The sequence below is a fragment of the Stenotrophomonas sp. YJH_SMC_69 genome, assembly GCF_059370495.1.
On sequence record NZ_JCAFTS010000015.1, the window covers coordinates 1 to 24,992 of the forward strand.

A 24,992-nucleotide genomic window follows, 5' to 3' on the forward strand; every position below is an offset into this window, starting at 1 on the left:
GAAATGGTGATGCCGGGTGACAACGTCAAGATGGTCGTCACCCTGATCAACCCGGTGGCAATGGACGAAGGCCTGCGCTTCGCCATCCGCGAAGGCGGCCGTACCGTCGGCGCCGGCGTGGTCTCGAAGATCATCGAGTAATCTGGTAGTATCTGCGCCCCGATGTTGCCTGGGTAGGGCATCGGGGCGTATCAAATGGGAAAGCAGGCACAGGATGTGCCTTGTGTTCCCCGGACCAGGAAGGGTCAATGCCATTCAGGCGGCGTCAACAGGCGACTGTTGACAGCTGCCTTGCGTGCCATTATGCTTCTACGTCTGGGCAGGCCGGGAAACTGGTCTGCCTACGTTTTTGAGGTCCATGGAGTGACCTTGTCGGCCTGCAGGACTGCGGGCCGTCCGTATTCAGGAATTTCATGGGGCAAAGCAACCCAGAGGCTTTGTCTGTCGCTCTTTTAACGAAGGAACCTACCGCCATGGCGGACCAAAAGATCCGGATCCGGCTGAAAGCGTTCGATCATCGTCTGATCGACCGTTCGGCCAGCGAGATCGTTGAAACGGCAAAGCGGACCGGCGCGCAAGTGCGTGGCCCGATCCCGCTGCCGACCAAGATCGAGCGTTACACCGTTCTCGTCTCCCCGCACGTCGACAAGGACGCGCGTGACCAGTACGAGACCCGCACGCACAAGCGCGTGCTCGATATCGTTGACCCGAATGACAAGACCGTGGACGCGCTGATGAAGCTCGAACTGGCTGCCGGCGTCGACGTTCAGATCAAGCTGACCTGAGGACTACGACCATGACGAAGAAGTATTCGTTGGGCTTCGTGGGCCGCAAGGCCGGCATGAGCCGCGTGTTCACCGAAGATGGCCGTTCCATCCCGGTGACCCTGATCGAAGCAACCCCGAACCGCATCGCGCAGATCAAGACCGTCGAAACCGACGGCTACAGCGCCGTGCAGGTGACCGTCGGCGCGCGTCGCGCTGCCCTGGTCAACAAGCCGGAAGCCGGCCACTTCGCCAAGGCGAAGGTGGAAGCGGGTCGTGGCCTGTGGGAATTCCGCGTTGAAGACGCGCAGCTCGGCGATTTCGCCGTTGGCGGCGAAGTCAAGGCGGACATCTTCGAAGTCGGCCAGATCGTCGACGTCCAGGGTGTCACCAAGGGCAAGGGCTTCCAGGGCACCATCAAGCGCCACAACTTCCGTATGGGCGATGCAACCCACGGTAACTCGCTGTCGCATCGCGCGCCGGGTTCGCTGGGTCAGCGCCAGACCCCGGGTCGCGTTTTCCCGGGCAAGAAGATGTCGGGCCACATGGGCGCGGTGCAGCAGAGCACCCAGAACCTGGAAGTGGTCAAGGTCGACGTCGAGCGCGGTCTGATCGCCGTTCGCGGCGCCGTTCCGGGCGCGGCGGGTGGCGATGTGATCGTCCGTCCGGCGAGCAAGGCATAAGGAGAGATGACGATGGAACTCGTTATCACGGGTAGCAACAACAAGGTCTCGGTCTCCGACGCCGTGTTCGGTCGCGATTTCAGCGAAGATCTGGTCCACCAGGTCGTCGTTGCCTACCGCAACGCCGGTCGCGCCGGCACCAAGGCACAGAAGACTCGCTCCGAAGTGGCTGGTACCACCAAGAAGTCGAAGAAGCAGAAGGGCGGCGGCGCGCGTCATGGCGCACTGACGGCTCCGATCTTCGTCGGCGGCGGTGTCACCTTCGCGGCCAAGCCGCGCAGCTTCGAGCAGAAGGTCAATCGTAAGCAGTACCGTGCCGCCATGTGCGCGATCCTGTCCGAGCTGAACCGTCAGGGCCGTCTGACCATCGTGGAGTCCTTCGATGTCGAAGTGACCAACACGAAGGGTCTGATCGCCAAGCTGGCCGGCCTGGAAGTGGGCAAGCGCCCGCTGATCGTCACCGAAGAAGCGTCCGAGCACCTGTACCTGTCCGCCCGCAATCTGCCGTACGTGCAGGTGCGTGACGTCCAGGGTCTGGATCCGGTCTCGCTGGTGGGTGCCGACACGGTCGTCATCACCGCTGACGCGGTCAAGAAGGTCGAGGAGTGGCTGGCATGAACAGCAACGAAAAAATCTTCAGCGTGCTGCGTGCCCCGCGTGTCTCCGAAAAGACCGCGCGCCTGCAGGAACTCTCCAACCAGTATGTCTTCGAAGTTTCGAACGAAGCCACCAAGGCCGATGTAAAGGCCGCGGTTGAGCAGCTGTTCGACGTCAAGGTCGAAGCCGTCAACGTGGTCAACGTCAAGGGCAAGAACAAGTCCTTCCGTAACCGTGCTGGCCGCCGCGGCGATTGGCGCAAGGCGTACGTTCGCCTGGCCGACGGCCAGTCGATCGATGTAACGGCCAAGGCCTGAGGTACATCCCATGCCATTGATGAAATTCAAGCCCACTTCCCCCGGCCGCCGTTCGGCCGTGCGCGTGGTTACGCCCGACCTGCACAAGGGTGCTCCGCACGCCGCACTGGTCGAGTCGCAGAGCCGCTCGGGTGGCCGCAACCACCACGGCCGCATCACCGTGCGTCACGTCGGTGGTGGTGCCAAGCAGCACTACCGCATCATCGACTTCAAGCGCAACAAGCTGGGCATCCCGGCGCGCGTGGAACGCATCGAATACGATCCGAACCGCACCGCCCACATCGCCCTGCTGTGCTACGTCGATGGTGAGCGTCGCTACATCATCGCCCCGAAGGGCCTGAAGGCCGGTGATCAGGTGATCGCTGGTTCGGACGCCCCGATCAAGGCCGGCAACACCCTGCCGCTGCGCAACATCCCGGTCGGCACCACCATCCACTGCATCGAGCTGAAGCCGGGCAAGGGCGCTCAGATCGCTCGCGCCGCTGGTGCGGCCGTGCAGCTGGTGGCTCGCGAAGGCATCTACGCCACCCTGCGCCTGCGCTCGGGTGAAATGCGCAAGGTTCCGGTCGAGTGCTGCGCCACCATCGGCGAAGTCGGCAACGACGAGCACAGCCTGGAAAAGCTGGGCAAGGCCGGTGCCAAGCGTTGGCGCGGCGTCCGCCCGACCGTTCGTGGTGCTGCCATGAACCCGGTTGACCACCCGCACGGTGGTGGTGAGGCCAAGGCCGGCCAGGGTAACCCGCATCCGGTCACCCCGTGGGGTGTTCCGACCAAGGGTTACAAGACGCGCCATAACAAGCGCACTCAGCAGTTCATCGTCCGCGATCGTAGGGGCTAATCGACCATGGCACGTTCACTCAAGAAGGGCCCGTTCGTCGATCACCACCTCGTCAAGAAGGTGGAGGCCGCTGCGGGCAGCAAGAAGCCGATCAAGACCTGGTCGCGCCGTTCGATGATCCTGCCTGACATGGTAGGCATCACCATTGCCGTGCATAACGGCAAGAACCACATCCCGGTTCTCGTCAACGAGAACATGGTCGGCCACAAGCTCGGCGAATTTGCCATCACCCGGACCTTCAAGGGTCACGGTGGTGACAAGAAGTCGGGCAAGTAAGGAGAGATGACAATGGAAGCGAAAGCCATCCTGCGCACTGCGCGCATCTCCCCGCAGAAGGCTCGTCTGGTCGCTGACCAGGTGCGCGGTCTGCCGGCCGAACGTGCGGTCAACCTGCTGAAGTTCTCGGACAAGAAGGCTGCCCACCTGATCAAGAAGGTGGTGGAGTCGGCAATTGCCAACGCCGAGAACAACCAGGGCGCCGACGTCGACGAGCTGAAGGTTCAGACCATCATGGTTGATGAAGGTCCGACCCTGAAGCGTTTCATGGCGCGGGCGAAAGGCCGCGGTACCCGCATCCTCAAGCGCACCAGCCACATCACTGTGGTTGTGGGCGCCGCCAAGTAAGCGGATAAGGAAAAGACCATGGGTCATAAAGTTCATCCGATTGGTATCCGCCTCGGCATTTCCAAGGACTGGAACTCCAAGTGGTACGCCAACAAGGCCGAGTTCGCCGGTTACCTGGCAGCCGACCTGAAAGTGCGCGAAATGCTGCGCAAGAAGCTGGCCCAGGCCGGCATCAGCAAGATCCTGATCGAGCGTCCGGCCAAGACCGCTCGCGTGACGATCCACACCGCCCGTCCGGGCGTGGTGATCGGCAAGCGCGGTGAGGACATCGAGAAGCTGCGCAAGGAAGTGAGCGAGATGATGGGCGTCCCGGCGCACATCAACGTCACCGAAGTGCGCAAGCCGGAACTGGACGCGCAGCTCGTTGCCGAGTCGATCGCCCAGCAGCTGGAGCGTCGCATCATGTTCCGCCGTGCAATGAAGCGCTCGGTCGGCAACGCGATGCGCCTGGGTGCCCTGGGCATCAAGGTCAACGTTGGTGGCCGCCTCAACGGTGCTGAAATCGCCCGTTCGGAGTGGTACCGCGAAGGCCGCGTGCCGCTGCACACCCTGCGTGCCGACATCGACTATGGCTTCGCTGAAGCCAAGACGACCTACGGCATCATCGGCATCAAGGTCTGGATCTACAAGGGCGAGGTCTTCGATTTCTCCCAGGTTGGCCAGGAAAAGCAGGACGACACCCCGTCGCGCAACGATCGTCACGATCGCGGCGACCGTGGTGACCGTCAGCGCCCGGCCCGTGAAGCGAGGTAACGACAATGTTGCAACCCAAGCGAACCAAGTACCGCAAGGTACACAAGGGCCGTAACGATGGCCTGAGCTGGAGCGCCAACGCTGTCAGCTTCGGCGAATACGGCCTGAAGGCAACCGCACACGGTCAGCTGACCGCGCGTCAGATCGAAGCGGCCCGCCGCTCGATCAGCCGCTACGTCAAGCGCGGCGGCAAGATGTGGATCCGCGTGTTCCCCGACAAGCCCATCACCAAGAAGCCCATCGAAGTTCGAATGGGTTCGGGTAAGGGTAACGTGGAATACTGGGTGGCCCAGATCCAGCCCGGCCGCATGATCTATGAAATCGAGGGTGTTTCCGAGGAAGTGGCTCGCGAGGCGTTCCGCCTGGCCGCCGCCAAGCTCTCGGTCACCACCACTTTCGTGACCCGTACGGTGCGCTGATGGATATCAAAACTCTCCGTGAAAAGTCGGCTGACGAACTCAAGGCCCACCTGATCGACCTGCGTAAGGAACAGTTCTCTGTCCGTATGCAGCAGGTCACCGGCCAGCTGCCGAAGACCCACGACATTCGCCGGGTCCGTCGCGAGATTGCTCGCGTCAAGACCCTGCTCGGCAGCACGAAGTAAGGATGGCCGCTATGAGCGACAATACTGAAAAGAAGACGCTGCGCACGGTCGAAGGCCGTGTCGTCAGCAACAAGATGGACAAGACGGTTACCGTCCTGGTTGAGCGTCAGGTCAAGCACGCGCTGTACGGCAAGTACATCAAGCGCTCGACCAAGCTGCACGCCCACGATGCCGACAACGCCTGCAAGGAAGGCGATGTCGTCCGCGTGACCGAGATTGCTCCGATGTCCAAGACCAAGAACTGGCGCGTGGTGGAAGTCATCACGCGTGCGGCTGAATAAGGAGTCTGAATCATGATCCAGATGCAGAGCTACCTTGACGTCGCGGACAATTCGGGTGCCAAGCAGGTGATGTGCTTCAAGGTGCTGGGTGGTTCCAAGCGCCGTTACGCCGGCATCGGCGACATCATCAAGGTCACCGTGAAGGATGCGATTCCGCGCGGCAAGGTCAAGAAGGGTGAAGTGTATGACGCCGTCGTGGTGCGTACCCGCAAGGGTGTGCGTCGCGCCGACGGTTCGCTGATCCGCTTCGACGGCAACGCTGCCGTCCTGCTGAACAACAAGCAGGAGCCGATCGGTACCCGTATCTTCGGGCCGGTGACCCGTGAACTTCGTTCGGAGAAGTTCATGAAGATCGTCTCGCTCGCTCCCGAAGTGCTGTGAGCGACAGGAGATAATCATGGCTAACCGTATCAAGAAGGGCGACCAGGTTGTCGTCAACGCTGGCAAGGACAAGGGCAAGCAGGGCGAAGTCGTCCGCGTCGACGGCGACCGTGTGGTCGTCGCCAACGTGAACATCGTCAAGCGCCACACCAAGCCGAACCCGCAGGCAGGTGTTGCCGGCGGCGTGGTCGAGCGCGAAGCTTCGATCCATATCTCCAACGTGAACGTGCTGAACCCGGCTTCGGGCAAGGGCGAACGCGTTGGCTTCAAGGTGCTGGAGGATGGACGCAAACTGCGTGTGTTCCGCTCCAGCGGTGAGGCGCTCGACGCCTGAGGAATGTGAAGATGACTTCCCGTCTCGAAAAGATCTACAAGGAAGAAGTGGTGCCGGCGCTGATGAAGCAGTTCGGCTACACCAACCCGATGGAAGTACCGAAGCTCGTCAAGGTCACCCTGAACATGGGTGTCGGCGAGGCTGCCACCAACAAGAAGATCCTGGAAAACGCCGTCGCGGACATGACCAAGATTTCCGGCCAGAAGCCGGTTGTCACCAAGTCGCGTATCTCGGTTGCGTCGTTCAAGATCCGTGATGGTTGGCCGATCGGCTGCAAGACCACGCTGCGTCGCCACAAGATGTACGAGTTCCTGGACCGCCTGATCAACATCTCGCTGCCGCGCGTGCGCGACTTCCGTGGTGTTTCCGGTCGTTCCTTCGACGGCCGCGGCAACTTCAACATGGGTGTGAAGGAACAGATCATCTTCCCGGAAATCGACTTCGACGCCGTCGACGCGATCCGCGGTATGGATATCGCCATCACCACCACTGCGAAGACCGACGCGGAAGCGAAGGCGCTGCTGGCAGCGTTCAAGTTCCCGTTCCGTAACTGATCTGTCGAGGAAACCGAAATGGCAAAGACCTCCATGGTCAACCGCGACATCAAGCGGGAAAAGCTGGCCAAGAAGTACGCTGAGAAGCGTGCGGCTCTGAAGAAGATCGTGTCCTCCGTGGACGCGACCTACGAAGAGAAGATCGACGCCGCAACCAAGCTGGCCAAGCTGCCGCGCGATTCGTCGCCGAGCCGTCAGCGCAACCGTTGCGAGCTGTCGGGTCGTCCGCGTGGCGTGTACAGCAAGTTCGGCCTCGGCCGCAACAAGCTGCGCGAAGCCACCATGCGTGGCGACGTCCCGGGCCTGCGCAAGGCCAGCTGGTAATCCCAGCCGGCCCTGCGCTCAGCACCCCCTTGCGGGGGTGCTGAACCGGGGGAGGGGGCTGTTCAGCTTCCTTTCTGCGAAAAAACCCGAAGAGCCCGACGCAAGTCGGGCTCTTTTGGCGTATACTCCCGCGTCTTGCCCTGTGCAGACGGGGTTGTAGGAGTGGGCCTGGCCCGCTGCATCAAGGGACCTGGCCCGTTTCCAGGAGACAACAGATTTTCGCGAAAGCGGATATCGGTGCACTCAAAGGTACTCATATGAGCATGACTGATCCCATCGCCGACCTGCTGGTCCGCATCAAGAATGCGGCCGCAGTTGGCAAGCAGACGGTGAAAGCCCCGTCGTCCAAGATCAAGGTTGCGATCGCCCAGGTCCTGAAGGACGAGGGTTACATCACCGACCTGCGCGTGACCCAGCTGGAAAACAACAAGTCCGAGCTGGAAATCGTGCTGAAGTATTTCGAAGGCAAGCCGGTCATCGCGACCCTGAAGCGCTTCTCGCGTTCGGGCCTGCGCCAGTACCGCGGCAAGAGCGAGCTGCCGAAGGTCATGAACGGCCTGGGTATCTCCATCATTTCCACCTCCAAGGGCATCATGACTGATGCGCAGGCGCGCCAGCTGGGCGTCGGCGGCGAAGTCCTGTGCTTCGTGGCCTAAGGCGAAAGGAGTAGAACTATGTCCCGCGTAGCCAAGAAGCCGATCACCCTGGGTAAGGTTGAACTGAACGTCCAGTCGGACAGCGTCACCGCCAAGGGCCCGAAGGGCACCCTGTCGCTGGCCAAGCCGGCCGGCATTGCCATCAACGTCGACAATGGCGTTGCCACCCTGAGCACCGAGAACGCCGAGCTGGTCGCACTGACCGGCACCGTGCGTGCGATCCTGTCCAACATGGTCAAGGGCGTGTCCGAAGGCTTCGAGCGCAAGCTGGAGCTGGTTGGCGTGGGTTACCGCGCTGCCATGCAGGGCAAGGACCTGAGCCTGTCGCTGGGCTTCTCGCACCCGGTCGTGTTCGTGGCGCCGGAAGGCATCACCATCACCACCCCGACCCAGACCGAGATCCTGGTCCAGGGCGCTGACAAGCAGGTCGTCGGTGAAGTCGCCGCCAAGATCCGTGCGTTCCGCAAGCCGGAGCCGTACAAGGGCAAGGGCGTGAAGTACTCCGACGAAGTCATCATCCGTAAGGAAGCCAAGAAGGCGTAAGTGCGAGTCCCTCGCAAGAGCCCGCACATCCATGTGCGGACTCCTCAGGGAGAAGCCCATCCTTCAGCTTTCAAGGAATAATCAAAATGAACAAGAACATCGCCCGCCTGCGTCGCGCCAAGTCGACCCGCGCCCACATCCGTGAGCTCGGCGTCGCCCGCCTGTCGGTGCTGCGCACCGGCCAGCACCTGTACGCCCAGGTCTTCACCGCTGACGGTTCGAAGGTGCTGGCTGCCGCCAACACCACCCAGACCGACGTCAAGGAAGGCCTGAAGAACGGCAAGAACGCCGATGCCGCTGCCAAGGTTGGCCGCATCGTCGCCGAGCGCGCCAAGGCCGCCGGCGTCGAGAAGGTTGCCTTCGATCGTTCGGGCTACCGCTACCACGGCCGCATCAAGGCCCTGGCAGAAGCGGCCCGCGAAGCCGGCCTGCAGTTCTAAGGGACAAGGGCAGGGGGTCGATGGCCTCCTGCCTGCCTGCTCGCCAGCCTGAGCGAGGCTGGACGGCGCCGCTCTTCTGCAGTGGCCCACCGGAACAACGCGTCACTCCACAACCATAAGCGGCCTCGAGCCGTACATACCCAAACAACCAAGGAATCAACATGGCAGAAGAGCGTCAGCAGCGGGGTCGCGATCGCGACCGTAACCGCGAAGAGAAGATCGACGACGGCATGATCGAAAAGCTGGTCGCGGTCAACCGCGTCAGCAAGACCGTCAAGGGTGGCCGCCAGTTCACCTTCACCGCCCTGACCGTTGTCGGCGACGGCGAAGGCAAGGTCGGTTTCGGTTATGGCAAGGCCCGCGAAGTGCCGGTCGCCATCCAGAAGTCGATGGAACAGGCCCGCAAGAACCTGGTCAGCGTTGACCTGAACAACGGCACCCTGTGGCACACCATCAAGGATGGTCACGGCGCAGCCCGCGTGTTCATGCAGCCGGCTTCGGAAGGTACCGGCGTGATCGCCGGCGGTGCCATGCGCGCCGTGCTGGAAGCCGTTGGCGTGAAGAACGTGCTGGCCAAGGCCACCGGTTCGCGTAACCCGATCAACCTGGTGCGTGCCACCGTGAAGGGCCTGTCTGCTGCGCAGTCGCCGGCTCGCATCGCGGCCAAGCGCGGCAAGAAGGTGGAGGAACTCAACCATGGCTAATGAGTCCAACAAGACTGTGAAGGTCCGCCTGGTGCGTGGCCTGCGTGGTACCCAGTCGCGTCACCGCCTGTCGGTGCGTGCCCTGGGCCTGAACAAGCTCAACGATGTGCGTGAACTGAAGGACAGCCCGCAGGTACGCGGCCTGATCAACAAGGTTCAGTACCTCGTCCAGGTTGAGGAGTAATCGACCATGACTCTGCGTCTCAATGAACTGAGCCCGGCACCGGGCGCCCGCACCGAGCGCACCCGCGTCGGCCGCGGTATCGGCTCGGGCCTGGGCAAGACTGCCGGCCGCGGCCACAAGGGTTCGTTCGCCCGTAAGGGTGGCGGCAAGATCAAGGCTGGCTTCGAAGGCGGCCAGACCCCCATGCAGCGTCGTCTGCCGAAGATCGGCTTCCGTTCGCCGATCGCCAAGGACACCGCTGAAGTGCTGCTGTACGCGCTGGACAAGCTGCCGGCCGGTGAGATCGATTTCGCCGCCCTGCGTGCTGCCAAGCTGGTCCCGAGCACCGCAAAGAAGGCCAAGGTCGTCGTCAAGGGCGAAGTGACCAAGGCGTTCACCCTGAAGGGTATTGCTGCCACGGCGGGTGCCAAGGCTGCAATCGAAGCTGCCGGCGGCAGCGTAACGGAGTAAGAAAATCATGGCGCAAGCTGGCATCGGTAACCTCGCGGGCGGAATGGGCAAGTTCACTGAACTTCGCCAACGTTTGCTGTTCGTCGTCGGGGCTTTGATCGTCTATCGCATCGGCTGCTACGTGCCGGTGCCGGGCGTCAATCCCGATGCCATGCTTGCCATGATGCAACAGCAGGGCGGCGGCATCGTGGACATGTTCAACATGTTCTCGGGCGGCGCCCTGCACCGTTTCAGCATCTTCGCGCTGAACGTGATGCCGTACATCTCGGCATCGATCGTGATGCAGCTGGCCGTGCACATCTTCCCCGCCCTGAAGGCGATGCAGAAGGAAGGTGAGTCCGGCCGCCGCAAGATCACCCAGTATTCGCGCATCGGCGCCGTGCTGCTGGCAGTGGTGCAGGGCGGCTCGATCGCGCTGGCCCTGCAGGGCCAGGTCTCGCCGTCGGGCGCTCCGGTCGTGTATGCGCCGGGCATGGGCTTCGTGCTCACTGCCGTGGTCGCACTGACCGCCGGCACCATGTTCCTGATGTGGGTCGGTGAGCAGGTCACCGAGCGCGGCATCGGCAACGGCGTGTCGCTGATCATCTTCGCCGGTATCGTGGCGGGCCTGCCGGGTGCGGTCATCCACACCTTCGATGCCTACCGCGACGGCAACATCCAGTTCATCCAGCTGCTGCTGATCGCCATCGTCGTGCTCGCCTTCACCTTCTTCGTGGTGTTCGTCGAGCGTGGCCAGCGCCGGATCACGGTCAATTACGCGCGCCGCCAGGGTGGTCGCAACGCGTACATGAACCAGACCTCGTTCCTGCCGCTGAAGCTCAACATGGCCGGCGTCATCCCGGCGATCTTCGCCTCGAGCCTGCTGGCCTTCCCGGCCACCCTGGCCATGTGGTCCGGCCAGGCCGCCAACCAGAGCAGCTTCGGCCAGGTCCTGCAGAAGGTCGCCAACGCCCTGGGCCCGGGCGAGCCGCTGCACATGATCGTGTTCGCTGCGCTGATCACCGGTTTCGCGTTCTTCTATACCGCGCTGGTGTTCAACTCGCAGGAAACCGCCGACAACCTGAAGAAGTCCGGTGCGCTGATTCCGGGCATCCGTCCGGGCAAGGCGACCGCCGACTACATCGACGGCGTGCTGACCCGCCTGACCGCGGCCGGCTCGGCGTACCTGGTGATCGTCTGCCTGCTGCCGGAACTGATGCGCACGCAGCTGAACGCCTCGTTCTACTTCGGTGGTACTTCGCTGCTGATCGTGGTGGTGGTGGTGATGGACTTCATCGCCCAGGTGCAGGCGCACCTGATGTCCCACCAGTACGAGAGCCTGCTGAAGAAGGCCAACCTGAAGGGTGGCAACCGCGGCGGTTTTGCCCGCGGCTGATAGGCCTGTTATACTTTCGTCTTCCTGACGTGATGGTCCCTCCGCTTCGCGGACTCCGGCCACACAAACGAAGGGCGGCCCCCGCAGCGGTTCCGGGTGGGGGTGTGATGAGGTGGTCCCGCGCTGGAGTAGCGCGGGCGGCCCCGGGGGAAACCCCAGGTCCAACCCCATCCGGCGCCGGAGCCTGGGCACACTCCCCAGGCCGGTTCATGAAACCAATGGTTTCACGGGCTTCCATGTAAACCGGAACCTTGTTAGTATCGCTAGTTCACTTTTTTGATCCATCCTGCCGGATTGGCGTGCCCGAGGCGCGCTGTCGGCCATCACTCAGCTGGAGAACCGCGTCATGGCGCGTATTGCAGGCGTCAACCTGCCAGCCCAGAAGCATGTCTGGGTCGGGTTGCAAAGCATTTACGGCATCGGCCGTACCCGTTCGAAGAAGGTCTGCGAAGTCGCAGGCGTTGCTTCGACCACCAAGATCCGCGATCTGTCGGAGCCGGAAATCGAGCGCCTGCGCGCCGAAGTCGGCAAGTACATCGTGGAAGGCGATCTGCGCCGTGAAATCGGTATCGCGATCAAGCGCCTGATGGACCTGGGCTGCTACCGCGGCCTGCGTCACCGTCGTGGCCTCCCGCTGCGTGGCCAGCGCACCCGTACCAACGCCCGCACCCGCAAGGGTCCGCGCAAGGCGATCAAGAAGTAAGGGACTGAGAAATGGCTAAGCCCGCTGCTAAGACCAAGAAGAAGATCAAGCGCGTCGTCACCGACGGCGTTGCCCACGTCCACGCTTCGTTCAACAACACCATCGTCACCATCACCGACCGCCAGGGCAATGCTCTGTCGTGGGCGACCTCCGGTGGCGCTGGCTTCCGCGGTTCGCGCAAGTCGACCCCGTTCGCTGCCCAGGTGGCTGCTGAAAAGGCCGGTCGTGCTGCGCTGGACTACGGCGTGAAGTCGCTGGAAGTCCGCATCAAGGGCCCGGGTCCGGGCCGTGAGTCGGCCGTGCGTTCGTTGAACAACGTCGGCTACAAGATCACCAACATCATCGACGTGACGCCTATCCCGCACAACGGGTGCCGTCCGCCGAAGAAGCGTCGCGTCTAAAGGGAGCGATAAGAAATGGCTCGTTATATCGGTCCTACCTGTAAGCTCGCCCGCCGCGAAGGCGCCGACCTGTCCCTGAAGAGCCCGGCGCGTGCGCTGGACTCGAAGTGCAAGCTGGAGCAGAAGCCCGGCCAGCACGGCGCCACTGCCCGCAAGGGCAAGCTGTCCGACTACGCCACCCAGCTGCGTGAAAAGCAGAAGGTCAAGCGTATCTACGGCCTGCTGGAGCGTCAGTTCCGCAACTACTACAAGAAGGCCTCGACCAAGAAGGGCAACACCGGCGAGAACCTGCTGCAGCTGCTGGAAACCCGCCTGGACAACGTCGTCTACCGCATGGGCTTCGCCGTGACCCGTCCGGCTGCCCGTCAGCTGGTGTCGCACCGCGGCGTCACCGTGAATGGCAAGTCGGTCAACCTGGCTTCGTACCAGGTCAAGGCTGGCGACGCCATCGCCCTGTCTGAAAAGGCTGCCAAGCAGCTGCGCGTCCAGGAAGCCCTGACCGTCGCCGCCCAGCATGACCTGAGCCCGTCGTGGGTTGAAGTGGATTCCGGCAAGTTCACCGGCATCTTCAAGGCTGTTCCGGATCGTTCGGATCTGCCTGCGGACATCAACGAAGCGCTGATCGTCGAGCTGTATTCGAAGTAATTCACATTGGAGAGCCCCCGGCGACGGCCGGGGGTTCACTAGGAGAACCCGCAACATGACGGTTACCGCCAACCAGGTTCTGCGTCCTCGCGGTCCGCAGATCGAACGCCTTACCGACACCCGTGCAAAGGTCGTTATCGAACCTTTGGAGCGGGGTTACGGGCATACGCTGGGTAATGCCCTGCGTCGCGTGCTGCTGTCGTCCATCCCGGGCTTCGCCATCACGGAAGTCGAAATCGACGGCGTGTTGCATGAGTACACCACGGTCGAAGGTCTGCAGGAGGACGTGCTCGAAGTCCTGCTGAACCTGAAGGACGTGGCCATCCGTATGCACTCCGGCGACAGCGCCACCCTGTCCCTGTCCAAGCAGGGCCCGGGCGTTGTCACCGCTGCCGACATCAAGGTCGACCACAATGTGGAGATCCTGAACGGCGACCATGTGATCTGCCACCTGACCAAGGATACGGCGATCAACATGCGTCTGAAGATCGAACGTGGTTTCGGCTACCAGCCGGCTGCCGCGCGTCGTCGTCCGGACGAAGAAACCCGTGCCATCGGCCGCCTGGTCCTGGATGCCTCGTTCTCGCCGGTCCGCCGTGTCGCCTACGCCGTGGAAGCGGCGCGTGTCGAACAGCGTACCGACCTGGACAAGCTGGTCATCGATATCGAGACCAACGGCACCATCGATGCCGAGGAAGCCGTGCGCACCGCCGCCGACATCCTCAGCGACCAGCTGTCGGTGTTCGGTGACTTCACCCACCGCGACCGCGGTGCGGCCAAGCCGGCCAACAACGGCGTGGATCCGGTGCTGCTGCGCCCGATCGACGATCTGGAGCTGACCGTGCGTTCGGCCAACTGCCTGAAGGCTGAAAGCATCTACTACATCGGCGATCTGATCCAGAAGACCGAAGTGGAGCTGCTGAAGACCCCGAACCTGGGCAAGAAGTCGCTCACCGAGATCAAGGAAGTGCTGGCTCAGCGCGGCCTGTCCCTCGGCATGAAGCTCGAGAACTGGCCGCCGGCCGGCGTCGCCAGCCACGGCATGCTGGGCTGATATCGGTAATGCCTGGAGGCTCCACCGCTCGCGGTGGAGCCTTCAACGCAACACACCATGCCACGACGAACCGCAGGTTCGCGGGCAGGTCGTCCAGGACGGGCGGCCAGGACCAACCGCAGTCCGCGCAGTAACGCCAGGATGGCGACAACGATCCACACAGCCGCATCATTAACCAAGGAATATCACCATGCGTCACCAGAAGTCTGGCCGTAAGTTCAGCCGCACCAGCGCGCACCGCGAAGCGATGTTCAAGAACATGGCCGCCTCGCTGTTCAAGCACGAGCTGATCAAGACCACCCTGCCGAAGGCCAAGGAACTGCGCCGCGTTGCCGAGCCGCTGATCACTCTGGCCAAGGTCGACTCGGTCGCCAACCGCCGTCTGGCCTTCGCCCGCCTGCGCGACAACGAAGCCGTGGGCAACCTGTTCACCATCCTGGGCCCGCGCTACGCGAACCGTCCGGGCGGCTACCTGCGCCTGCTGAAGTGCGGTTTCCGCGCCGGCGACAACGCACCGATGGCCTACGTCGAGCTGGTTGACCGTCCGGTCGTGGCCGAGGAAGTGGCCGAGTAATCGGACCGCTCCAACGCGACACAGCGAAAGCCCGGCGCCTGCCGGGCTTTTGCGTTTCCCGGGGTCGGAGCCCTTTCCGCAGGAAAGGGCTCTGACCCCAAGCAGGCAGCACCGCAGGTCAGATCCCTTTGCATTCGCAAAGGGATCCGACCCGCACCGTTCCGACAGGCGTCACCTGTGGCGGTTCGAATGGGGCGCGCTCTCGGTTACGCTTGGCGCCTTGATCCATTCGAGCGTTGACGATGAATCCACTGCGCTGGCCCTTCCGCGCCCAGTTCTTCCTGGGCTTCCTGATCTGCGCGGGCCTGCTCGGCTACGCGATCTTCCTGCAGCTGAAGATGGGCCTGGAGCCGTGCCCGCTGTGCATCTTCCAGCGCCTGGCTTTTGCCGCGCTGGGCCTGTTGTTCCTGATCGGTGCGCTGCACGGGCCGTCCAACCGTCCCGGCCGCGCCACCTACGGCGTGCTCGCCTTCATCGCGGCGGCCGTCGGCGTGGGCATCGCTGCGCGCCACGTCTACGTGCAGATGCTGCCGCCGGAGATGGGCGCGACCTGTGGCCCGCCGCTGAGCTTCCTGCGCGAGACCATGGGGCCGCTGGAAGTGTTCCGCACGGTGCTGACCGGTACCGGCAACTGCGGCAACATCGACTGGACGTTCCTGGGCCTGACCATGCCGATGTGGTCGGGCGTGTGGTTCGTGCTGCTGGCGCTGTGGGCACTGGTGGTGTCGCTGCGCAAGGTCAAGCGCTGAAGCAGAATGGGGTCGGATCCCTTTGCATCGCAAAGGGCTCTGACCCCATTTCCGGTGCGGGGTCAGAGCCCTTTCCTGCGGAAAGGGATCCGACCCCTGTCTCCTCAGAAGTCCTGCTGCAGGCTCAGGTAGGCGCCGCGGCGCGGTCCCCATTGCGGGGCGAACACGCCGACACCGCCGCCATCGCGCAGCTGGTAGCTGCGATCCAATGCGTTGATCACGGCCAGCTGCACGTGCAGCGGATGGCCGCTGTCGGCATTGAAATCGTGCCCGGCGCTGAGGTTCACCTGCAGGTAGGACGGCAGCTCGCCGCCGTTGGGCACGCCCTCGATATCCGAACGCAGGCCGCTGCCGAACACGTAGTTGGCACCGACCCGGTTGTGCCCGGCGAAGGCGTAGCTGAAGCCCCCCGACGACGTCAGCTTCTGGTCGTGGTCCAGGTGGATCCAGTGGTCGGCCACATAGGCCAGCGCGTCCGGATCGAGGTTGTACTGGCTGGTGATGACCTGGGTGCCGATGGCCTTGTTGTACGCCGCGTTGAAGTAGGCGCTGAACGGACCGCTGCTGTAGTCGGCACTGAACTCCAGCCCACGGATATGGCCGCGGCGGTAGTTGAACGTCGAGTAGATGTAGGCGGCGCCGAACTGGCCTTCGTCCTGCAGGCGCGCGACGCGGCGGTCGTACGCGTCCAGGCCCAGGGTCAGGTGTTCACCCAGCTGCTGCGAGACGCCGATGTCGTAGTAGTCGCTGCGTTCGGCCAGCGGAATGTTGTTGCCGCCGCCCGGCTGCTGGTTGGTGGTGCCGTCGTACAGGGCGATATCGCTGCTGGCGATCAGCTCACTGGCCGGTGGCGTGAAGTAACGCGAATAGCCGGCATGCACGGTGGTGCTGTCGCTGGCATTCCAGACCGCGCCCAGGCGGGGGCTGAGCTGGCCCTCGGTGCGGCCGAAGGCCTTGTAGCGATCACCACGCAGGCCGTAGTTCACTGTCCAGTCGTCGCCGATCTTCCACTCATCCTGCACGTACACCGCCAGCGTACTGGCGTGGAAGGCGCTGCGGTCTGGAATCAGCAGTGGCGTGGTGCTGGATTGCTGGCCGGCGCCATCGACCGGGAACACCCAGCTGTTGTTGCTGGCGCGCGCATTCTCGTAGTTGCCGTACAGGCCGTAGCGCAGCGTGTGGTCGTTGCCCAGCGGGGTGGAGAGGTCGGCCTGCAGCGTGTTGGCGCGGTTGCTGCGCTGGACCTGGGAGGCGACGCCACTGAATACCAGATCGCCGATGACATCCGGGTTGAACGCCACGTCGCTGTAGCGCTGCCCGGCGGACAGCTGGTAGGCGGTGCCGCCCAGCGTGCCCTGCAGCACCAGCATGCCGAAGCGGGTGGTCTCGCGCTGGGTTTCATCCAGCTGGCTGGAGTCGAAGGTGGTCGTGTCCAGGTAACCGAACTGCGGGGTCTGCCCGGGATTGACCGGGATCTGGAAGCGATTGTTGGCAAAGCCGGCGAACACGCTCAGGCGGGTGTTCTCGTTGACCAGGTAGGTCAGGTCGGCGAAGGCTTTGCCCTGGTGCGTGTCGTCGTGCAGCGGCTTCCGCGAGCGGGTCGGGTTCTCCAGGCCGACCTCGTTCTGGTCGTAGTTGCCGGTCAGGAACCAGCTCCAGCGCCCTTGATTGCCCCACCACGAGGCATTCGGATTGATCTTGCCGAACGAGCCTGCGGTCAGACCGGCGCTGCCGCCATTGCCGAGCTCGGCGCCGCTGCGGGTGGTGATGTCGACCACCGCAGCGGTGCGCTCGCCGAACTGCGCCGGCAGCGCCCCGTCCATCAGGCGGATGCTCTTGATGGTGCGGGCATCCAGGGTCTGGCCGAAGCCGGAGATCGATTCGGGCAGCAGTACGCCGTTGATGCGGTACTGCAGGTTCGCGTGGTCGCCGCGCACGTGCACGCCACCGTAGGAATCCTGGACCACGCCCGGAGCCTGCAGCAGCACCTGGCTGAGCGGCGCGGAGGCACCCAGCGGCTGCTTCTGGATGTCCTCGGCGGTGATCTGGTACTGGCTGCTGCCGATGTCCGGCGACAGCGCATTGCGGGCCTGGTCGAGCTGGGCGCTGACAGTGACCGTGTCGAGGTCCTTGACGGGAGCGGCGGCATCGGCGGCCATAGCGAGGCTGGGCAGACTGGCCAGGGTCAGGGCGAAGGTAATGCCGGTAGCGAGCAGGGAGGGCTTCATGGCAGATAGGCTGTGGAAGGGGCCGACGGGGATGCAGTGTTACTTCGTAACAGTGAGTGGCGAATCATGCGCCTGTCCGGGCGGCCGTGGCCATGCGGTTTCTGGCCGATCGCGATGCCCTTTCCCCGGCGTTCAGTCATGTGCAGGGCGTGCCCAGCCCTTTGCGCCAGCGGCTGGCTCTGCGACCATGACCGCCCCCCTCCCCGGAAGTCTGTAATGAGCCTGTCCGCCGTTCCGCCCGTCCTCGATCCTGCCGCGACCGCCGCTGGCGCTGCCTGGTCGCCGGAGAGCTGGCGCGGCAAGACCGCGCTGCAGATGCCGACCTACCCGGACCCGGTGGCGCTGGACGCTGCACTGCATGAGCTGAAGCGCCTGCCGCCGCTGGTCACCTCGTGGGAAATCCTGGCGCTGAAGCAGCAGTTGGCCGAGGCCCAGGAAGGCAAGCGCTTCCTGCTGCAGGGCGGCGACTGCGCCGAGAACTTCAGCGACTGCGAATCGGGCACGATTTCCAACCGGTTGAAAGTGCTGCTGCAGATGAGCCTGGTGCTGGTGCATGGCCTTCGCCAGCCGGTGATCCGCGTCGGGCGCTTTGCCGGCCAGTACGCCAAGCCGCGTTCGGCCGATACCGAGACCCGCGACGGCGTGACCCTGCCCAGCTACCGCGGCGATGTGATCAATGCGCCGGCGTTCACCGAGGCGGCGCGCCTGCCGGATCCGAAGCGGATGCTGCAGGCGCATGCGCATTCGGCGATGACCATGAACTTCGTGCGTGCGCTGATCGATGGCGGCTTCGCCGACCTGCATCATCCGGAGTACTGGAACCTGGAGTGGGTGCGGCATTCGCCGCTGGCCGCCGAGTACCAGAAGATGGTGGCGTCGATCGGCGATGCAGTGCACTTCATGGAGACCCTGGCCGGGGCCCGCGTGCACAACCTCAACCGCATCGACTTCTACACCTCGCATGAAGCCCTGCTGCTGCCCTACGAGCAGGCGCTGACCCGCCAGGTGCCGCGCCAGCAGGGCTGGTTGAACCTGAGCACGCATTACCCGTGGATCGGCATGCGCACCGCCGCGCTTGACGGCGCGCACGTGGAATACCTGCGTGGCGTGCGCAATCCGATTGCGATCAAGGTGGGCCCGTCGGTGACGCCGGACCAGCTGCTGCGCCTGATCGATGTGCTCAACCCGCATGACGAGCCGGGTCGACTGAGCTTCATCCACCGCATGGGTGCAGCGCAGATTGCCGAGAAGCTGCCGCCGCTGCTGGACGCGGTCAAGCGCGATGGCCGTCGCGTGCTGTGGGTGTGTGACGCGATGCATGGCAACACCGAAAGCACCGCCAATGGCTTCAAGACGCGCCGCTTCGACAACGTGCGTGGCGAAGTGGAGATGTCGTTCGATCTGCATGCGGCCGCAGGCACGCGACTGGGCGGTGTGCACCTGGAACTGACCGGCGAAGACGTGACCGAATGCACCGGTGGCGCGCGCGAACTGACCGAGCGCGACCTGGAACGTGCGTATCGTTCGACGGTGGACCCGCGTTTGAACTACGAGCAGTCGCTGGAGATCGCGATGGCGATCGTGCGCAAGCAGGAGCAGGTGCGGTAAGGGCGTTGCGGCAGGGCTTGCAGCCCTGCACCTGCTGACGCAACGGCAACGGCAACGGCAACGGCCCAAGCAACGGCCCAAGCAACGGCAACAGCATGCATTCCGTGGGATGGCGGGGCGATGTGGGCAGGCAGGACACGCCGTGAATCCCGCTCCGGGGTCCGGCACAGCCGCCAGCGGCTGGGCCGGACCGCGGAGCGGGATTCACGGCGTCTCCCGCAACCGGACCGACCCCGCCATCCCTCGGAATGCACGCTGTTGCTGTTGCTGTTGAGGTTGCCGGCCAGCGGCCGGCACTACCGCAGGTACAGGGCTGCAAGCCCTGCCGACCAACACCCTGCTTACGAACGACTGACGTGGCGCTCATGCGCCATGCGCGAGTCTGTCCACTTGGCTGTTCGAGTGGAGGTGGCAACGATGCACTGGCAAAGCGCACAGGCATACGCATGGCCGTTGGGATTGGCCGTAGTGGTGGGCGGCATCGGCGCGTGGCTGATCCTGTGGATCTACCATCGGCTGAAGGGGCGCGATCGTCGGCGCGCGCGTATCGGGCGTGTGCTCGGGCTGCCGATGGCCACCGCATGGCCGCTGCTGCTGTTGATCCCTGCATTGCAGGCCACGCCGCTGCAGGATCCCGTTCTGGGCAACCTGCAACGGGTGCTGCATATCGCGCTGACCGCGTGCTTCATCTGGCTGCTGGTGCGGGCGGTGGCGGCGGGCGAACGTGCCATCCTGCGCAGCCATCCCATCGATGTCTCCGACAACCTGGAAGCGCGCCGCATCCAGACCCAGACGCGGGTGCTCAGCCGTGTGCTGATGGGTGGCATCATCGTGCTGGGCGCATCGCTGGTGCTGCTGACCTTCCCGATGGTGCAGAAGATCGGCACCGCGCTGCTGGCCTCGGCGGGCCTGATCGGCCTGGTGGCCGGTATCGCCGCAAAGCCCGTGTTCGGCAATCTGATCGCCGGCCTGCAGATCGCAGTGACGCAGCCGATCCGGCTGGATGATGTGGTGATCGTCGAAGGCGAGTGGGGGCGCATCGAGGAGATCGGCAGCAGCTATGTGGTGGTGCGCATCTGGGATGAGCGGCGAATGGTGGTGCCGCTGACCTGGTTCATCGAGAACCCCTTCCAGAACTGGACGCGGCGCAGCGCCGACCTGCTCGGCACCGCGTTCCTGTGGCTGGACTATCGTGCCCCGGTGGCAGCGATCCGTGCCGAGCTGGAACGCATCTGCCGCGGTGAAGCGCTGTGGGATGGCCGGGTCTGCGTGACCCAGGTGACCGAGACCAGCGAGCGCGCGATCCAGGTGCGCCTGCTGGTCAGTGCGCGCAGCTCCGGTGATGCCTTCGATCTGCGCTGCCTGGTGCGCGAACGCATGCTCGATTTCCTCGCGCGCGAGCATCCGCAGTCGCTGCCGCAGGTGCGTGCGCGGCTGCAGCATGCAGACGAACTGGACATGCCGCGCGGTCCACGTGCGCGCACTGCGGATGTGCGTTCGCCGGGGGCTGAAGACGGTGAGGCGGCGATCGTGCCGGTGGAGCCCGACCAGCCGCTGTAGAGCCGAGCCATGCTCGGCTGCTTTCGATTTTCCGTTGAAGCCGAGCGTGGGCTCGGCTCTACAGAAACACGATCACGGCTCGCCGGCGTCGATCAGGGTGTCGGTGTCGAAGTGCGGCGGGCGTCGCGCGCGGGTGCGCTGTTCGTAGGCGTAGGCCATTTCGATCAGCTTCGGTTCGCTCCAGGCGGTGCCCATGAACAGCAGGCCGACCGGCAGGCCATTGATCTGGCCCATCGGCACGCTGAGGCTGGGATAGCCGGCGACGGCGGCGGCGCTGTAGCTCTCGCCGGGGAAGTCGTCGCCTTCGCTGCGGATCGGCCACGCCACACCGGTGGTCGGCGCCACCAGGGCATCGAGCTGGTGGGCGGCGAGGGCGGCGTCGATGCCTTCCGCGCCGGCCAGCCGGCGCGCATTGCTGCGTGCACGGATATAGGCGGGGTCGGCCAGGCCGGCGGTAGCGTCGGCCGCCACCAGCAGTTCCTGGCCGAACAGGCCCAGCTCCTGCTTGCTGTGCGCCTGGTTGAAGGCGATCAGGTCGGCCAGGCTGCGTAGTGGCGCGCGATGGGTGCTGAAGTAGCGCTCCAGCCCGGCCTTGAATTCGTACAGCAGCACCGTGCGTTCCGCCTCGGCCCAGGCGCCCTGGTTGGGCAGCTCCACCGGCACCACGAAGGCACCCGCCCGACGCAGCTCGGTGGCCGCCTGTTCGATCAGCGGCGGCATGCCGCGGTATTTCAGCAGCGGTGTCTGCAGCAGGCCGATGCGCTTGCCACGCAGGCCCTGCGGGTCCAGGCGCGCGGTGTAGTCGTACACCGCGCGGCCAGGCATGGTCGCCGTGGCCGGGTCGGCATCGTCGCGGCCGGCGATAGCGGTCAGCACGGCTGCAGCGTCGGCGACGCTGCGGGTCATCGGCCCTGCGGTGTCCTGGCTGAAGGAAATCGGGATGATGCCCTCGCGGCTGACCAGGCCGACGGTCGGCTTGAGGCCGACGATGCCATTGACCGCCGCAGGGCAGACGATGCTGCCGTCGGTTTCGGTGCCGATCGCCACGCTGGCCAGGTTGGCGGCGACCGCCACCGCGCTGCCGCTGCTGGAACCGCAGGGCGAGTGGCTGAGGCGATAGGGATTGCGGGTCTGGCCGCCGCGTGCGCTCCAGCCGGACACCGAATCGTTGCCGCGGAAATTGGCCCACTCGCTGAGATTGGTCTTGCCCAGCACCACCGCGCCGGCGTCGCGCAGCCGGCGCACCAGGTAGGCGTCGTCCGGGCGGAACCCCTGCAGGGCCAGCGAGCCGGCGCTGGTGGCCATCGGGGCGGCGTTGATGTTGTCCTTCAGCAGTACCGGAATGCCGTGCAGCGGGCCGCGCAGGCGTCCATCACGGCGCTCGCGGTCGCGCGCAGCGGCTTCCTTCAGTGCATCCGGGTTGAGCTCGATCACCGCGCGCAGGCGCGGCCCGGTGCGGTCCAGGGTGGCGATGCGCTGCAGGTAGGCCTGGGTCAGGGTGGTGCTGTCCAGCTCACCGGCGCTCATCCGCGCCTGCAGGTCGGTGACATCGGTTTCGGCGTACGGGAACGGCACGTTGCGGCTCGCGGGTTCGGCCGCATGCGCGCTGGACGCGGCCGGGCTGCAGCCAGCCGAAAGCAGCGCAGGCAGCGCGGCAAGCAGGCAGGTCAGCAGAGGCGGCAAGGACGGGCGCATGGGGCGGCTTGGTCGGCTCCAATCCCCAGTGTAGCCGGTGCTCAGCGGTGGCGCTTGCGCAGGTCGCGGGCGAGGACGTAGACCACGATCAGGTTGATCGCCAGGATCGTCCACGATGGCCAGCCGGGATGGCGGATGATCGCGAAGATGTCGAAAGGCAGGTACAGGGAGGCGGTCAGGCAGCCCAGCCAGGAGGCCCAGGCCTTGGCCCGCCACAGGCCCCAGGCTTCGACCAGGTGCAGCAGGCCGTAGCCGATCATCCCCGCCGCGGCCAGGTGGACCGCGTCGGGGCTGATCATGTGCAGCAGCGAGGGCAGGGTGCCATGGTCCGGATCCAGGCTGAAACGCCGGATCAGGACCATGATGCCGTGCCGCAGCGGCTGCGGTCCGAGCACTTCCAGCCCGGTGGCGGCCAACAGCGCCAACATCGCCTTGCTCGCTTCGAGCAGGGCGATGACGTGGAGGCCCGGATGCCGGTGCGGATCCGGGTTGTAGCCGCTCTGGTCCACGGGTGCTGGCTCAGCCGCCGCGCGAAGCCTTCTTGCGGTCGCTTTCGGTCAGGAACTTCTTGCGCAGACGGATCTCCTTGGGGGTGATCTCGACCAGCTCGTCGTCTTCGATGAAGTCCAGGGCCTGTTCCAGCGAGTACTTGATCGCCGGGGTCAGCTGGATCGCGTCGTCCTTGCCCGAAGCGCGCATGTTGGTCAGCGGCTTGGTCTTGATCGCGTTGACGGTCAGATCGTTGTCCTTGGAGTGGATGCCGACCAGCTGGCCTTCATACACGTTGTCGCCTTCGGCAGCGAAGAGCTTGCCGCGCTCCTGCAGCGGACCCAGCGAGTAGGCGGGAGTGACGCCCGGCGCATTGGCGATCATCACGCCGTTGATGCGCTTGGCGATCGCGCCCTGTTCCTTCGGACCGTAATGGTCGAACACGTGGAACAGCAGGCCCGAACCCTGGGTCAGGGTCTTGAACTCGTTCTGGAAACCGATCAGGCCACGGGCCGGGATCTGGTATTCCAGGCGCACACGGCCCTTGCCGTCCGGTTCCATGTTCTTCAGCTGGCCCTTGCGGGTACCCAGCTTTTCCATCACGCCGCCCTGGTGGATTTCTTCGATGTCCACCACCAGCTGCTCGATCGGCTCCATCATCTGGCCGTCGATTTCCTTGATGATCACTTCCGGGCGCGACACCGCCAGCTCGTAGCCTTCACGGCGCATGTTCTCGATCAGCACCGACAGGTGCAGTTCGCCGCGGCCGGAGACCAGGAACTTGTCGGCGTCTTCCAGCTGTTCGACCTTCAGTGCCACGTTGTGGACCTGCTCGCGGTCCAGGCGGTCCTTGATCTGGCGGCTGGTCAGGAACTTGCCACCGGACAGGTCCTTGTTGCCGGCGAACGGCGAGTTGTTGACCTGGAAGGTCATCGAGATGGTCGGCTCGTCGACGGTCAGCGCCGGCAGGGCTTCGGGGGTATCCGGGTGGCACAGGGTGTCGGAGATGGTCAGCTCCGGAATGCCGGAGATGGCCACGATGTCACCGGCCTCGGCCGTCTCCTGCTCGATGCGCTCCAGGCCCAGGAAGCCCAGCACCTGGGCGACCTTGCCGTTGCGCTTCTTGCCTTCACGGTCGATGACGGCGACCTGCATGTTCTTCTTCAGGGTGCCGCGCTGGATGCGGCCGATGCCGATCACGCCCACGAAGTTGTTGTAGTCCAGCTGGCTGATGCGCATCTGGAACGGGCCTTCCGGGTCCACTTCCGGACGCGGGGCGTGCTGCATGATCGCTTCGTACAGCGGGGTCATGTCGCCGTCGCGCACGGTGTCTTCCAGGCCGGCGTAGCCGTTCAGGGCCGAGGCGTAGACGATCGGGAAGTCCAGCTGCTCATTGGTGGCGCCGAGCTTGTCGAACAGGTCGAAGACCTGGTCGATCACCCATTCCGGACGCGCGCCCGGACGGTCGATCTTGTTGACCACGACGATCGGCTTGAAGCCCATCGCGAAGGCCTTCTGGGTGACGAAGCGGGTCTGCGGCATCGGGCCGTCCATCGCATCGACCAGGATCAGCACGGTGTCGACCATCGACAGCACGCGCTCGACCTCACCACCGAAGTCGGCGTGGCCGGGGGTGTCGACGATGTTGATCCGGTTCTTGATGCCGGTCTTCTTGTCTTCCCAGGTGATGGCGGTGTTCTTGGCCAGGATGGTGATGCCGCGTTCCTTTTCCTGGTCGTTGCTGTCCATCACGCGCTCGGCGAGGACGGTACGCTCGGACAGGGTGCCGGACTGCTTCAGCAGCTGGTCGACCAGGGTGGTCTTGCCATGGTCGACGTGGGCGACGATGGCGATGTTGCGAAGATTTTCGATGGACATAC

General features: G+C 64.4%; 35 protein-coding genes. 31 read left to right on the forward strand and 4 right to left on the reverse strand.

Annotation, left to right across the window (positions count from 1 at the left end; all coding sequences use genetic code 11):
• The 29 genes from AC5P8F_RS19115 to AC5P8F_RS19255 all read left to right on the forward strand — a co-directional run.
• Positions 1–141, forward strand: a 141-nt coding sequence (locus tag AC5P8F_RS19115) for an EF-Tu C-terminal domain-related protein (RefSeq protein WP_487247787.1), incomplete at its 5' end; no start/stop codon positions are given.
• 332 nt (positions 142–473) lie between these two features.
• Entirely contained in the window at positions 474–785 is a 312-nt protein-coding gene (gene rpsJ / locus AC5P8F_RS19120) for a 30S ribosomal protein S10 (protein WP_005408208.1), read from the forward strand.
• A gap of 11 nt (positions 786–796) precedes the next feature.
• Positions 797–1,447 (forward strand): 50S ribosomal protein L3, encoded by a 651-nt coding sequence (gene rplC, locus AC5P8F_RS19125; protein ID WP_004145336.1) that lies wholly within the window; start codon positions 797–799, stop codon positions 1,445–1,447.
• 12 nt (positions 1,448–1,459) lie between these two features.
• Positions 1,460–2,065, forward strand: coding sequence for a 50S ribosomal protein L4 (rplD, locus tag AC5P8F_RS19130; RefSeq protein WP_004145337.1), 606 nt, complete (start codon positions 1,460–1,462; stop codon positions 2,063–2,065).
• On the forward strand, positions 2,062–2,361 hold the full coding sequence (gene rplW / locus AC5P8F_RS19135) for a 50S ribosomal protein L23 (protein WP_004145338.1): 300 nt from the start codon (positions 2,062–2,064) through the stop codon (positions 2,359–2,361). Before rplD ends, rplW begins: the two co-directional genes overlap by 4 nt.
• 10 nt (positions 2,362–2,371) lie before the next feature.
• Positions 2,372–3,199, forward strand: a complete 828-nt coding sequence (gene rplB / locus AC5P8F_RS19140; protein ID WP_004145339.1) for a 50S ribosomal protein L2 — start codon at positions 2,372–2,374, stop codon at positions 3,197–3,199.
• A gap of 6 nt (positions 3,200–3,205) precedes the next feature.
• Positions 3,206–3,475 (forward strand): 30S ribosomal protein S19, encoded by a 270-nt coding sequence (gene rpsS, locus AC5P8F_RS19145; protein ID WP_005415413.1) that lies wholly within the window; start codon positions 3,206–3,208, stop codon positions 3,473–3,475.
• A gap of 12 nt (positions 3,476–3,487) precedes the next feature.
• Positions 3,488–3,823 carry a 50S ribosomal protein L22 gene (gene rplV, locus AC5P8F_RS19150; RefSeq protein WP_004145348.1) on the forward strand — a complete coding sequence of 112 codons (336 nt, stop codon included), beginning with the start codon at positions 3,488–3,490 and terminating at the stop codon, positions 3,821–3,823.
• A gap of 18 nt (positions 3,824–3,841) precedes the next feature.
• Entirely contained in the window at positions 3,842–4,576 is a 735-nt protein-coding gene (gene rpsC, locus AC5P8F_RS19155) for a 30S ribosomal protein S3 (RefSeq protein WP_004145350.1), read from the forward strand.
• A 5-nt stretch (positions 4,577–4,581) separates the two neighbouring features.
• Positions 4,582–4,995 carry a 50S ribosomal protein L16 gene (gene rplP, locus AC5P8F_RS19160; RefSeq protein WP_004154486.1) on the forward strand — a complete coding sequence of 138 codons (414 nt, stop codon included), beginning with the start codon at positions 4,582–4,584 and terminating at the stop codon, positions 4,993–4,995.
• Positions 4,995–5,180 (forward strand): 50S ribosomal protein L29, encoded by a 186-nt coding sequence (gene rpmC / locus AC5P8F_RS19165; protein ID WP_004154487.1) that lies wholly within the window; start codon positions 4,995–4,997, stop codon positions 5,178–5,180. The genes rplP and rpmC overlap by 1 nt, the downstream gene beginning before the upstream one ends.
• Positions 5,181–5,191: 11 nt before the next feature.
• Entirely contained in the window at positions 5,192–5,461 is a 270-nt protein-coding gene (rpsQ, locus tag AC5P8F_RS19170; RefSeq protein WP_004154489.1) for a 30S ribosomal protein S17, read from the forward strand.
• 12 nt (positions 5,462–5,473) lie between these two features.
• Positions 5,474–5,842 (forward strand): 50S ribosomal protein L14, encoded by a 369-nt coding sequence (gene rplN / locus AC5P8F_RS19175; RefSeq protein ID WP_010483978.1) that lies wholly within the window; start codon positions 5,474–5,476, stop codon positions 5,840–5,842.
• Between the two features lie 16 nt (positions 5,843–5,858).
• On the forward strand, positions 5,859–6,176 hold the full coding sequence (gene rplX, locus AC5P8F_RS19180) for a 50S ribosomal protein L24 (RefSeq protein WP_004154490.1): 318 nt from the start codon (positions 5,859–5,861) through the stop codon (positions 6,174–6,176).
• Positions 6,177–6,187: 11 nt separating this feature from the next.
• Positions 6,188–6,730 carry a 50S ribosomal protein L5 gene (gene rplE / locus AC5P8F_RS19185; protein WP_005415416.1) on the forward strand — a complete coding sequence of 181 codons (543 nt, stop codon included), beginning with the start codon at positions 6,188–6,190 and terminating at the stop codon, positions 6,728–6,730.
• An 18-nt stretch (positions 6,731–6,748) separates the two neighbouring features.
• Positions 6,749–7,054 (forward strand): 30S ribosomal protein S14, encoded by a 306-nt coding sequence (rpsN, locus tag AC5P8F_RS19190; RefSeq protein WP_005408209.1) that lies wholly within the window; start codon positions 6,749–6,751, stop codon positions 7,052–7,054.
• 257 nt (positions 7,055–7,311) lie between these two features.
• On the forward strand, positions 7,312–7,710 hold the full coding sequence (gene rpsH, locus AC5P8F_RS19195) for a 30S ribosomal protein S8 (RefSeq protein WP_005408210.1): 399 nt from the start codon (positions 7,312–7,314) through the stop codon (positions 7,708–7,710).
• A gap of 18 nt (positions 7,711–7,728) precedes the next feature.
• Complete coding sequence (rplF, locus tag AC5P8F_RS19200; protein WP_014646052.1) at positions 7,729–8,253, forward strand: 50S ribosomal protein L6; 525 nt, start codon at positions 7,729–7,731, stop codon at positions 8,251–8,253.
• Between the two features lie 80 nt (positions 8,254–8,333).
• Positions 8,334–8,693 (forward strand): 50S ribosomal protein L18, encoded by a 360-nt coding sequence (gene rplR, locus AC5P8F_RS19205; protein WP_169411773.1) that lies wholly within the window; start codon positions 8,334–8,336, stop codon positions 8,691–8,693.
• 161 nt (positions 8,694–8,854) lie between these two features.
• A complete protein-coding gene (gene rpsE, locus AC5P8F_RS19210; protein WP_005408213.1) occupies positions 8,855–9,397 on the forward strand; it encodes a 30S ribosomal protein S5 in 543 nt (180 codons plus the stop codon).
• Positions 9,390–9,581, forward strand: coding sequence for a 50S ribosomal protein L30 (gene rpmD / locus AC5P8F_RS19215; RefSeq protein WP_005408214.1), 192 nt, complete (start codon positions 9,390–9,392; stop codon positions 9,579–9,581). The genes rpsE and rpmD overlap by 8 nt, the downstream gene beginning before the upstream one ends.
• 6 nt (positions 9,582–9,587) lie before the next feature.
• The gene (gene rplO / locus AC5P8F_RS19220) at positions 9,588–10,031 is read left to right on the forward strand and encodes a 50S ribosomal protein L15 (RefSeq protein ID WP_004154498.1); all 444 of its coding nucleotides are present in this window, start codon (positions 9,588–9,590) and stop codon (positions 10,029–10,031) included.
• Between the two features lie 7 nt (positions 10,032–10,038).
• Positions 10,039–11,406, forward strand: a complete 1,368-nt coding sequence (secY, locus tag AC5P8F_RS19225; protein WP_005415420.1) for a preprotein translocase subunit SecY — start codon at positions 10,039–10,041, stop codon at positions 11,404–11,406.
• Between the two features lie 346 nt (positions 11,407–11,752).
• The gene (gene rpsM / locus AC5P8F_RS19230) at positions 11,753–12,109 is read left to right on the forward strand and encodes a 30S ribosomal protein S13 (protein WP_004154500.1); all 357 of its coding nucleotides are present in this window, start codon (positions 11,753–11,755) and stop codon (positions 12,107–12,109) included.
• 11 nt (positions 12,110–12,120) lie between these two features.
• Entirely contained in the window at positions 12,121–12,510 is a 390-nt protein-coding gene (rpsK, locus tag AC5P8F_RS19235; RefSeq protein ID WP_004145443.1) for a 30S ribosomal protein S11, read from the forward strand.
• A gap of 15 nt (positions 12,511–12,525) precedes the next feature.
• Positions 12,526–13,155: a 30S ribosomal protein S4 gene (rpsD, locus tag AC5P8F_RS19240; RefSeq protein WP_004145446.1), complete on the forward strand. Its 630-nt coding sequence runs from the start codon at positions 12,526–12,528 to the stop codon at positions 13,153–13,155.
• A gap of 55 nt (positions 13,156–13,210) precedes the next feature.
• Positions 13,211–14,209 carry a DNA-directed RNA polymerase subunit alpha gene (locus tag AC5P8F_RS19245; protein ID WP_005408216.1) on the forward strand — a complete coding sequence of 333 codons (999 nt, stop codon included), beginning with the start codon at positions 13,211–13,213 and terminating at the stop codon, positions 14,207–14,209.
• 190 nt (positions 14,210–14,399) lie between these two features.
• Positions 14,400–14,783 (forward strand): 50S ribosomal protein L17, encoded by a 384-nt coding sequence (rplQ, locus tag AC5P8F_RS19250; RefSeq protein ID WP_005408217.1) that lies wholly within the window; start codon positions 14,400–14,402, stop codon positions 14,781–14,783.
• 242 nt (positions 14,784–15,025) lie between these two features.
• Positions 15,026–15,532, forward strand: a complete 507-nt coding sequence (locus AC5P8F_RS19255; RefSeq protein ID WP_005415421.1) for a disulfide bond formation protein B — start codon at positions 15,026–15,028, stop codon at positions 15,530–15,532.
• A 104-nt stretch (positions 15,533–15,636) separates the two neighbouring features.
• Here the strand turns inward: AC5P8F_RS19255 and AC5P8F_RS19260 are convergent, their stop codons facing one another.
• Complete coding sequence (locus tag AC5P8F_RS19260) at positions 15,637–17,760, reverse strand: TonB-dependent receptor (protein ID WP_495228807.1); 2,124 nt, start codon at positions 17,758–17,760, stop codon at positions 15,637–15,639.
• A gap of 216 nt (positions 17,761–17,976) precedes the next feature.
• Between AC5P8F_RS19260 and AC5P8F_RS19265 the strand changes: the two genes are divergently transcribed.
• Together AC5P8F_RS19265 and AC5P8F_RS19270 are read left to right on the forward strand one after the other, a co-directional pair.
• On the forward strand, positions 17,977–19,368 hold the full coding sequence (locus AC5P8F_RS19265; protein ID WP_046429066.1) for a class II 3-deoxy-7-phosphoheptulonate synthase: 1,392 nt from the start codon (positions 17,977–17,979) through the stop codon (positions 19,366–19,368).
• Positions 19,369–19,785: 417 nt separating this feature from the next.
• On the forward strand, positions 19,786–20,928 hold the full coding sequence (locus AC5P8F_RS19270) for a mechanosensitive ion channel family protein (protein WP_041864076.1): 1,143 nt from the start codon (positions 19,786–19,788) through the stop codon (positions 20,926–20,928).
• A 72-nt stretch (positions 20,929–21,000) separates the two neighbouring features.
• Here the strand turns inward: AC5P8F_RS19270 and AC5P8F_RS19275 are convergent, their stop codons facing one another.
• The 3 genes from AC5P8F_RS19275 to typA are packed head-to-tail and all read right to left on the reverse strand — an operon-like array spanning position 21,001 to position 24,990.
• A complete protein-coding gene (locus AC5P8F_RS19275; protein WP_049440294.1) occupies positions 21,001–22,623 on the reverse strand; it encodes an amidase in 1,623 nt (540 codons plus the stop codon).
• Between the two features lie 41 nt (positions 22,624–22,664).
• Positions 22,665–23,132 (reverse strand): DUF2127 domain-containing protein, encoded by a 468-nt coding sequence (locus AC5P8F_RS19280; RefSeq protein WP_032955872.1) that lies wholly within the window; start codon positions 23,130–23,132, stop codon positions 22,665–22,667.
• 10 nt (positions 23,133–23,142) lie between these two features.
• A complete protein-coding gene (gene typA, locus AC5P8F_RS19285; protein WP_046429077.1) occupies positions 23,143–24,990 on the reverse strand; it encodes a translational GTPase TypA in 1,848 nt (615 codons plus the stop codon).
• Positions 24,991–24,992 lie beyond the last annotated feature (2 nt).

What these genes read in the sequence shown, in the direction of transcription:
- rplQ (WP_005408217.1), top strand. Translation starts at nt 14,400, where the DNA reads ATGCGTCACCAGAAGTCTGGCCGTAAGTTCAGCCGCACCAGCGCGCAC.
- AC5P8F_RS19255 (WP_005415421.1), top strand. Translation starts at nt 15,026, where the DNA reads ATGAATCCACTGCGCTGGCCCTTCCGCGCCCAGTTCTTCCTGGGCTTC.
- rpmD (WP_005408214.1), top strand. Translation starts at nt 9,390, where the DNA reads ATGGCTAATGAGTCCAACAAGACTGTGAAGGTCCGCCTGGTGCGTGGC.
- rpsJ (WP_005408208.1), top strand. Translation starts at nt 474, where the DNA reads ATGGCGGACCAAAAGATCCGGATCCGGCTGAAAGCGTTCGATCATCGT.
- AC5P8F_RS19270 (WP_041864076.1), top strand. Translation starts at nt 19,786, where the DNA reads ATGCACTGGCAAAGCGCACAGGCATACGCATGGCCGTTGGGATTGGCC.
- AC5P8F_RS19275 (WP_049440294.1), bottom strand. Translation starts at nt 22,623, where the DNA reads ATGCGCCCGTCCTTGCCGCCTCTGCTGACCTGCCTGCTTGCCGCGCTG.
- rpsD (WP_004145446.1), top strand. Translation starts at nt 12,526, where the DNA reads ATGGCTCGTTATATCGGTCCTACCTGTAAGCTCGCCCGCCGCGAAGGC.
- AC5P8F_RS19260 (WP_495228807.1), bottom strand. Translation starts at nt 17,760, where the DNA reads ATGAAGCCCTCCCTGCTCGCTACCGGCATTACCTTCGCCCTGACCCTG.
- rplV (WP_004145348.1), top strand. Translation starts at nt 3,488, where the DNA reads ATGGAAGCGAAAGCCATCCTGCGCACTGCGCGCATCTCCCCGCAGAAG.
- rplD (WP_004145337.1), top strand. Translation starts at nt 1,460, where the DNA reads ATGGAACTCGTTATCACGGGTAGCAACAACAAGGTCTCGGTCTCCGAC.
- rpsQ (WP_004154489.1), top strand. Translation starts at nt 5,192, where the DNA reads ATGAGCGACAATACTGAAAAGAAGACGCTGCGCACGGTCGAAGGCCGT.
- rpmC (WP_004154487.1), top strand. Translation starts at nt 4,995, where the DNA reads ATGGATATCAAAACTCTCCGTGAAAAGTCGGCTGACGAACTCAAGGCC.
- rplC (WP_004145336.1), top strand. Translation starts at nt 797, where the DNA reads ATGACGAAGAAGTATTCGTTGGGCTTCGTGGGCCGCAAGGCCGGCATG.
- typA (WP_046429077.1), bottom strand. Translation starts at nt 24,990, where the DNA reads ATGTCCATCGAAAATCTTCGCAACATCGCCATCGTCGCCCACGTCGAC.
- rplP (WP_004154486.1), top strand. Translation starts at nt 4,582, where the DNA reads ATGTTGCAACCCAAGCGAACCAAGTACCGCAAGGTACACAAGGGCCGT.
- rplW (WP_004145338.1), top strand. Translation starts at nt 2,062, where the DNA reads ATGAACAGCAACGAAAAAATCTTCAGCGTGCTGCGTGCCCCGCGTGTC.
- rplX (WP_004154490.1), top strand. Translation starts at nt 5,859, where the DNA reads ATGGCTAACCGTATCAAGAAGGGCGACCAGGTTGTCGTCAACGCTGGC.
- rplB (WP_004145339.1), top strand. Translation starts at nt 2,372, where the DNA reads ATGCCATTGATGAAATTCAAGCCCACTTCCCCCGGCCGCCGTTCGGCC.
- rpsC (WP_004145350.1), top strand. Translation starts at nt 3,842, where the DNA reads ATGGGTCATAAAGTTCATCCGATTGGTATCCGCCTCGGCATTTCCAAG.
- rpsK (WP_004145443.1), top strand. Translation starts at nt 12,121, where the DNA reads ATGGCTAAGCCCGCTGCTAAGACCAAGAAGAAGATCAAGCGCGTCGTC.
- rplE (WP_005415416.1), top strand. Translation starts at nt 6,188, where the DNA reads ATGACTTCCCGTCTCGAAAAGATCTACAAGGAAGAAGTGGTGCCGGCG.
- rpsS (WP_005415413.1), top strand. Translation starts at nt 3,206, where the DNA reads ATGGCACGTTCACTCAAGAAGGGCCCGTTCGTCGATCACCACCTCGTC.
- rpsM (WP_004154500.1), top strand. Translation starts at nt 11,753, where the DNA reads ATGGCGCGTATTGCAGGCGTCAACCTGCCAGCCCAGAAGCATGTCTGG.
- rpsN (WP_005408209.1), top strand. Translation starts at nt 6,749, where the DNA reads ATGGCAAAGACCTCCATGGTCAACCGCGACATCAAGCGGGAAAAGCTG.
- rpsH (WP_005408210.1), top strand. Translation starts at nt 7,312, where the DNA reads ATGAGCATGACTGATCCCATCGCCGACCTGCTGGTCCGCATCAAGAAT.
- AC5P8F_RS19265 (WP_046429066.1), top strand. Translation starts at nt 17,977, where the DNA reads ATGAGCCTGTCCGCCGTTCCGCCCGTCCTCGATCCTGCCGCGACCGCC.
- rplN (WP_010483978.1), top strand. Translation starts at nt 5,474, where the DNA reads ATGATCCAGATGCAGAGCTACCTTGACGTCGCGGACAATTCGGGTGCC.
- rplF (WP_014646052.1), top strand. Translation starts at nt 7,729, where the DNA reads ATGTCCCGCGTAGCCAAGAAGCCGATCACCCTGGGTAAGGTTGAACTG.
- rpsE (WP_005408213.1), top strand. Translation starts at nt 8,855, where the DNA reads ATGGCAGAAGAGCGTCAGCAGCGGGGTCGCGATCGCGACCGTAACCGC.
- rplO (WP_004154498.1), top strand. Translation starts at nt 9,588, where the DNA reads ATGACTCTGCGTCTCAATGAACTGAGCCCGGCACCGGGCGCCCGCACC.
- AC5P8F_RS19245 (WP_005408216.1), top strand. Translation starts at nt 13,211, where the DNA reads ATGACGGTTACCGCCAACCAGGTTCTGCGTCCTCGCGGTCCGCAGATC.
- secY (WP_005415420.1), top strand. Translation starts at nt 10,039, where the DNA reads ATGGCGCAAGCTGGCATCGGTAACCTCGCGGGCGGAATGGGCAAGTTC.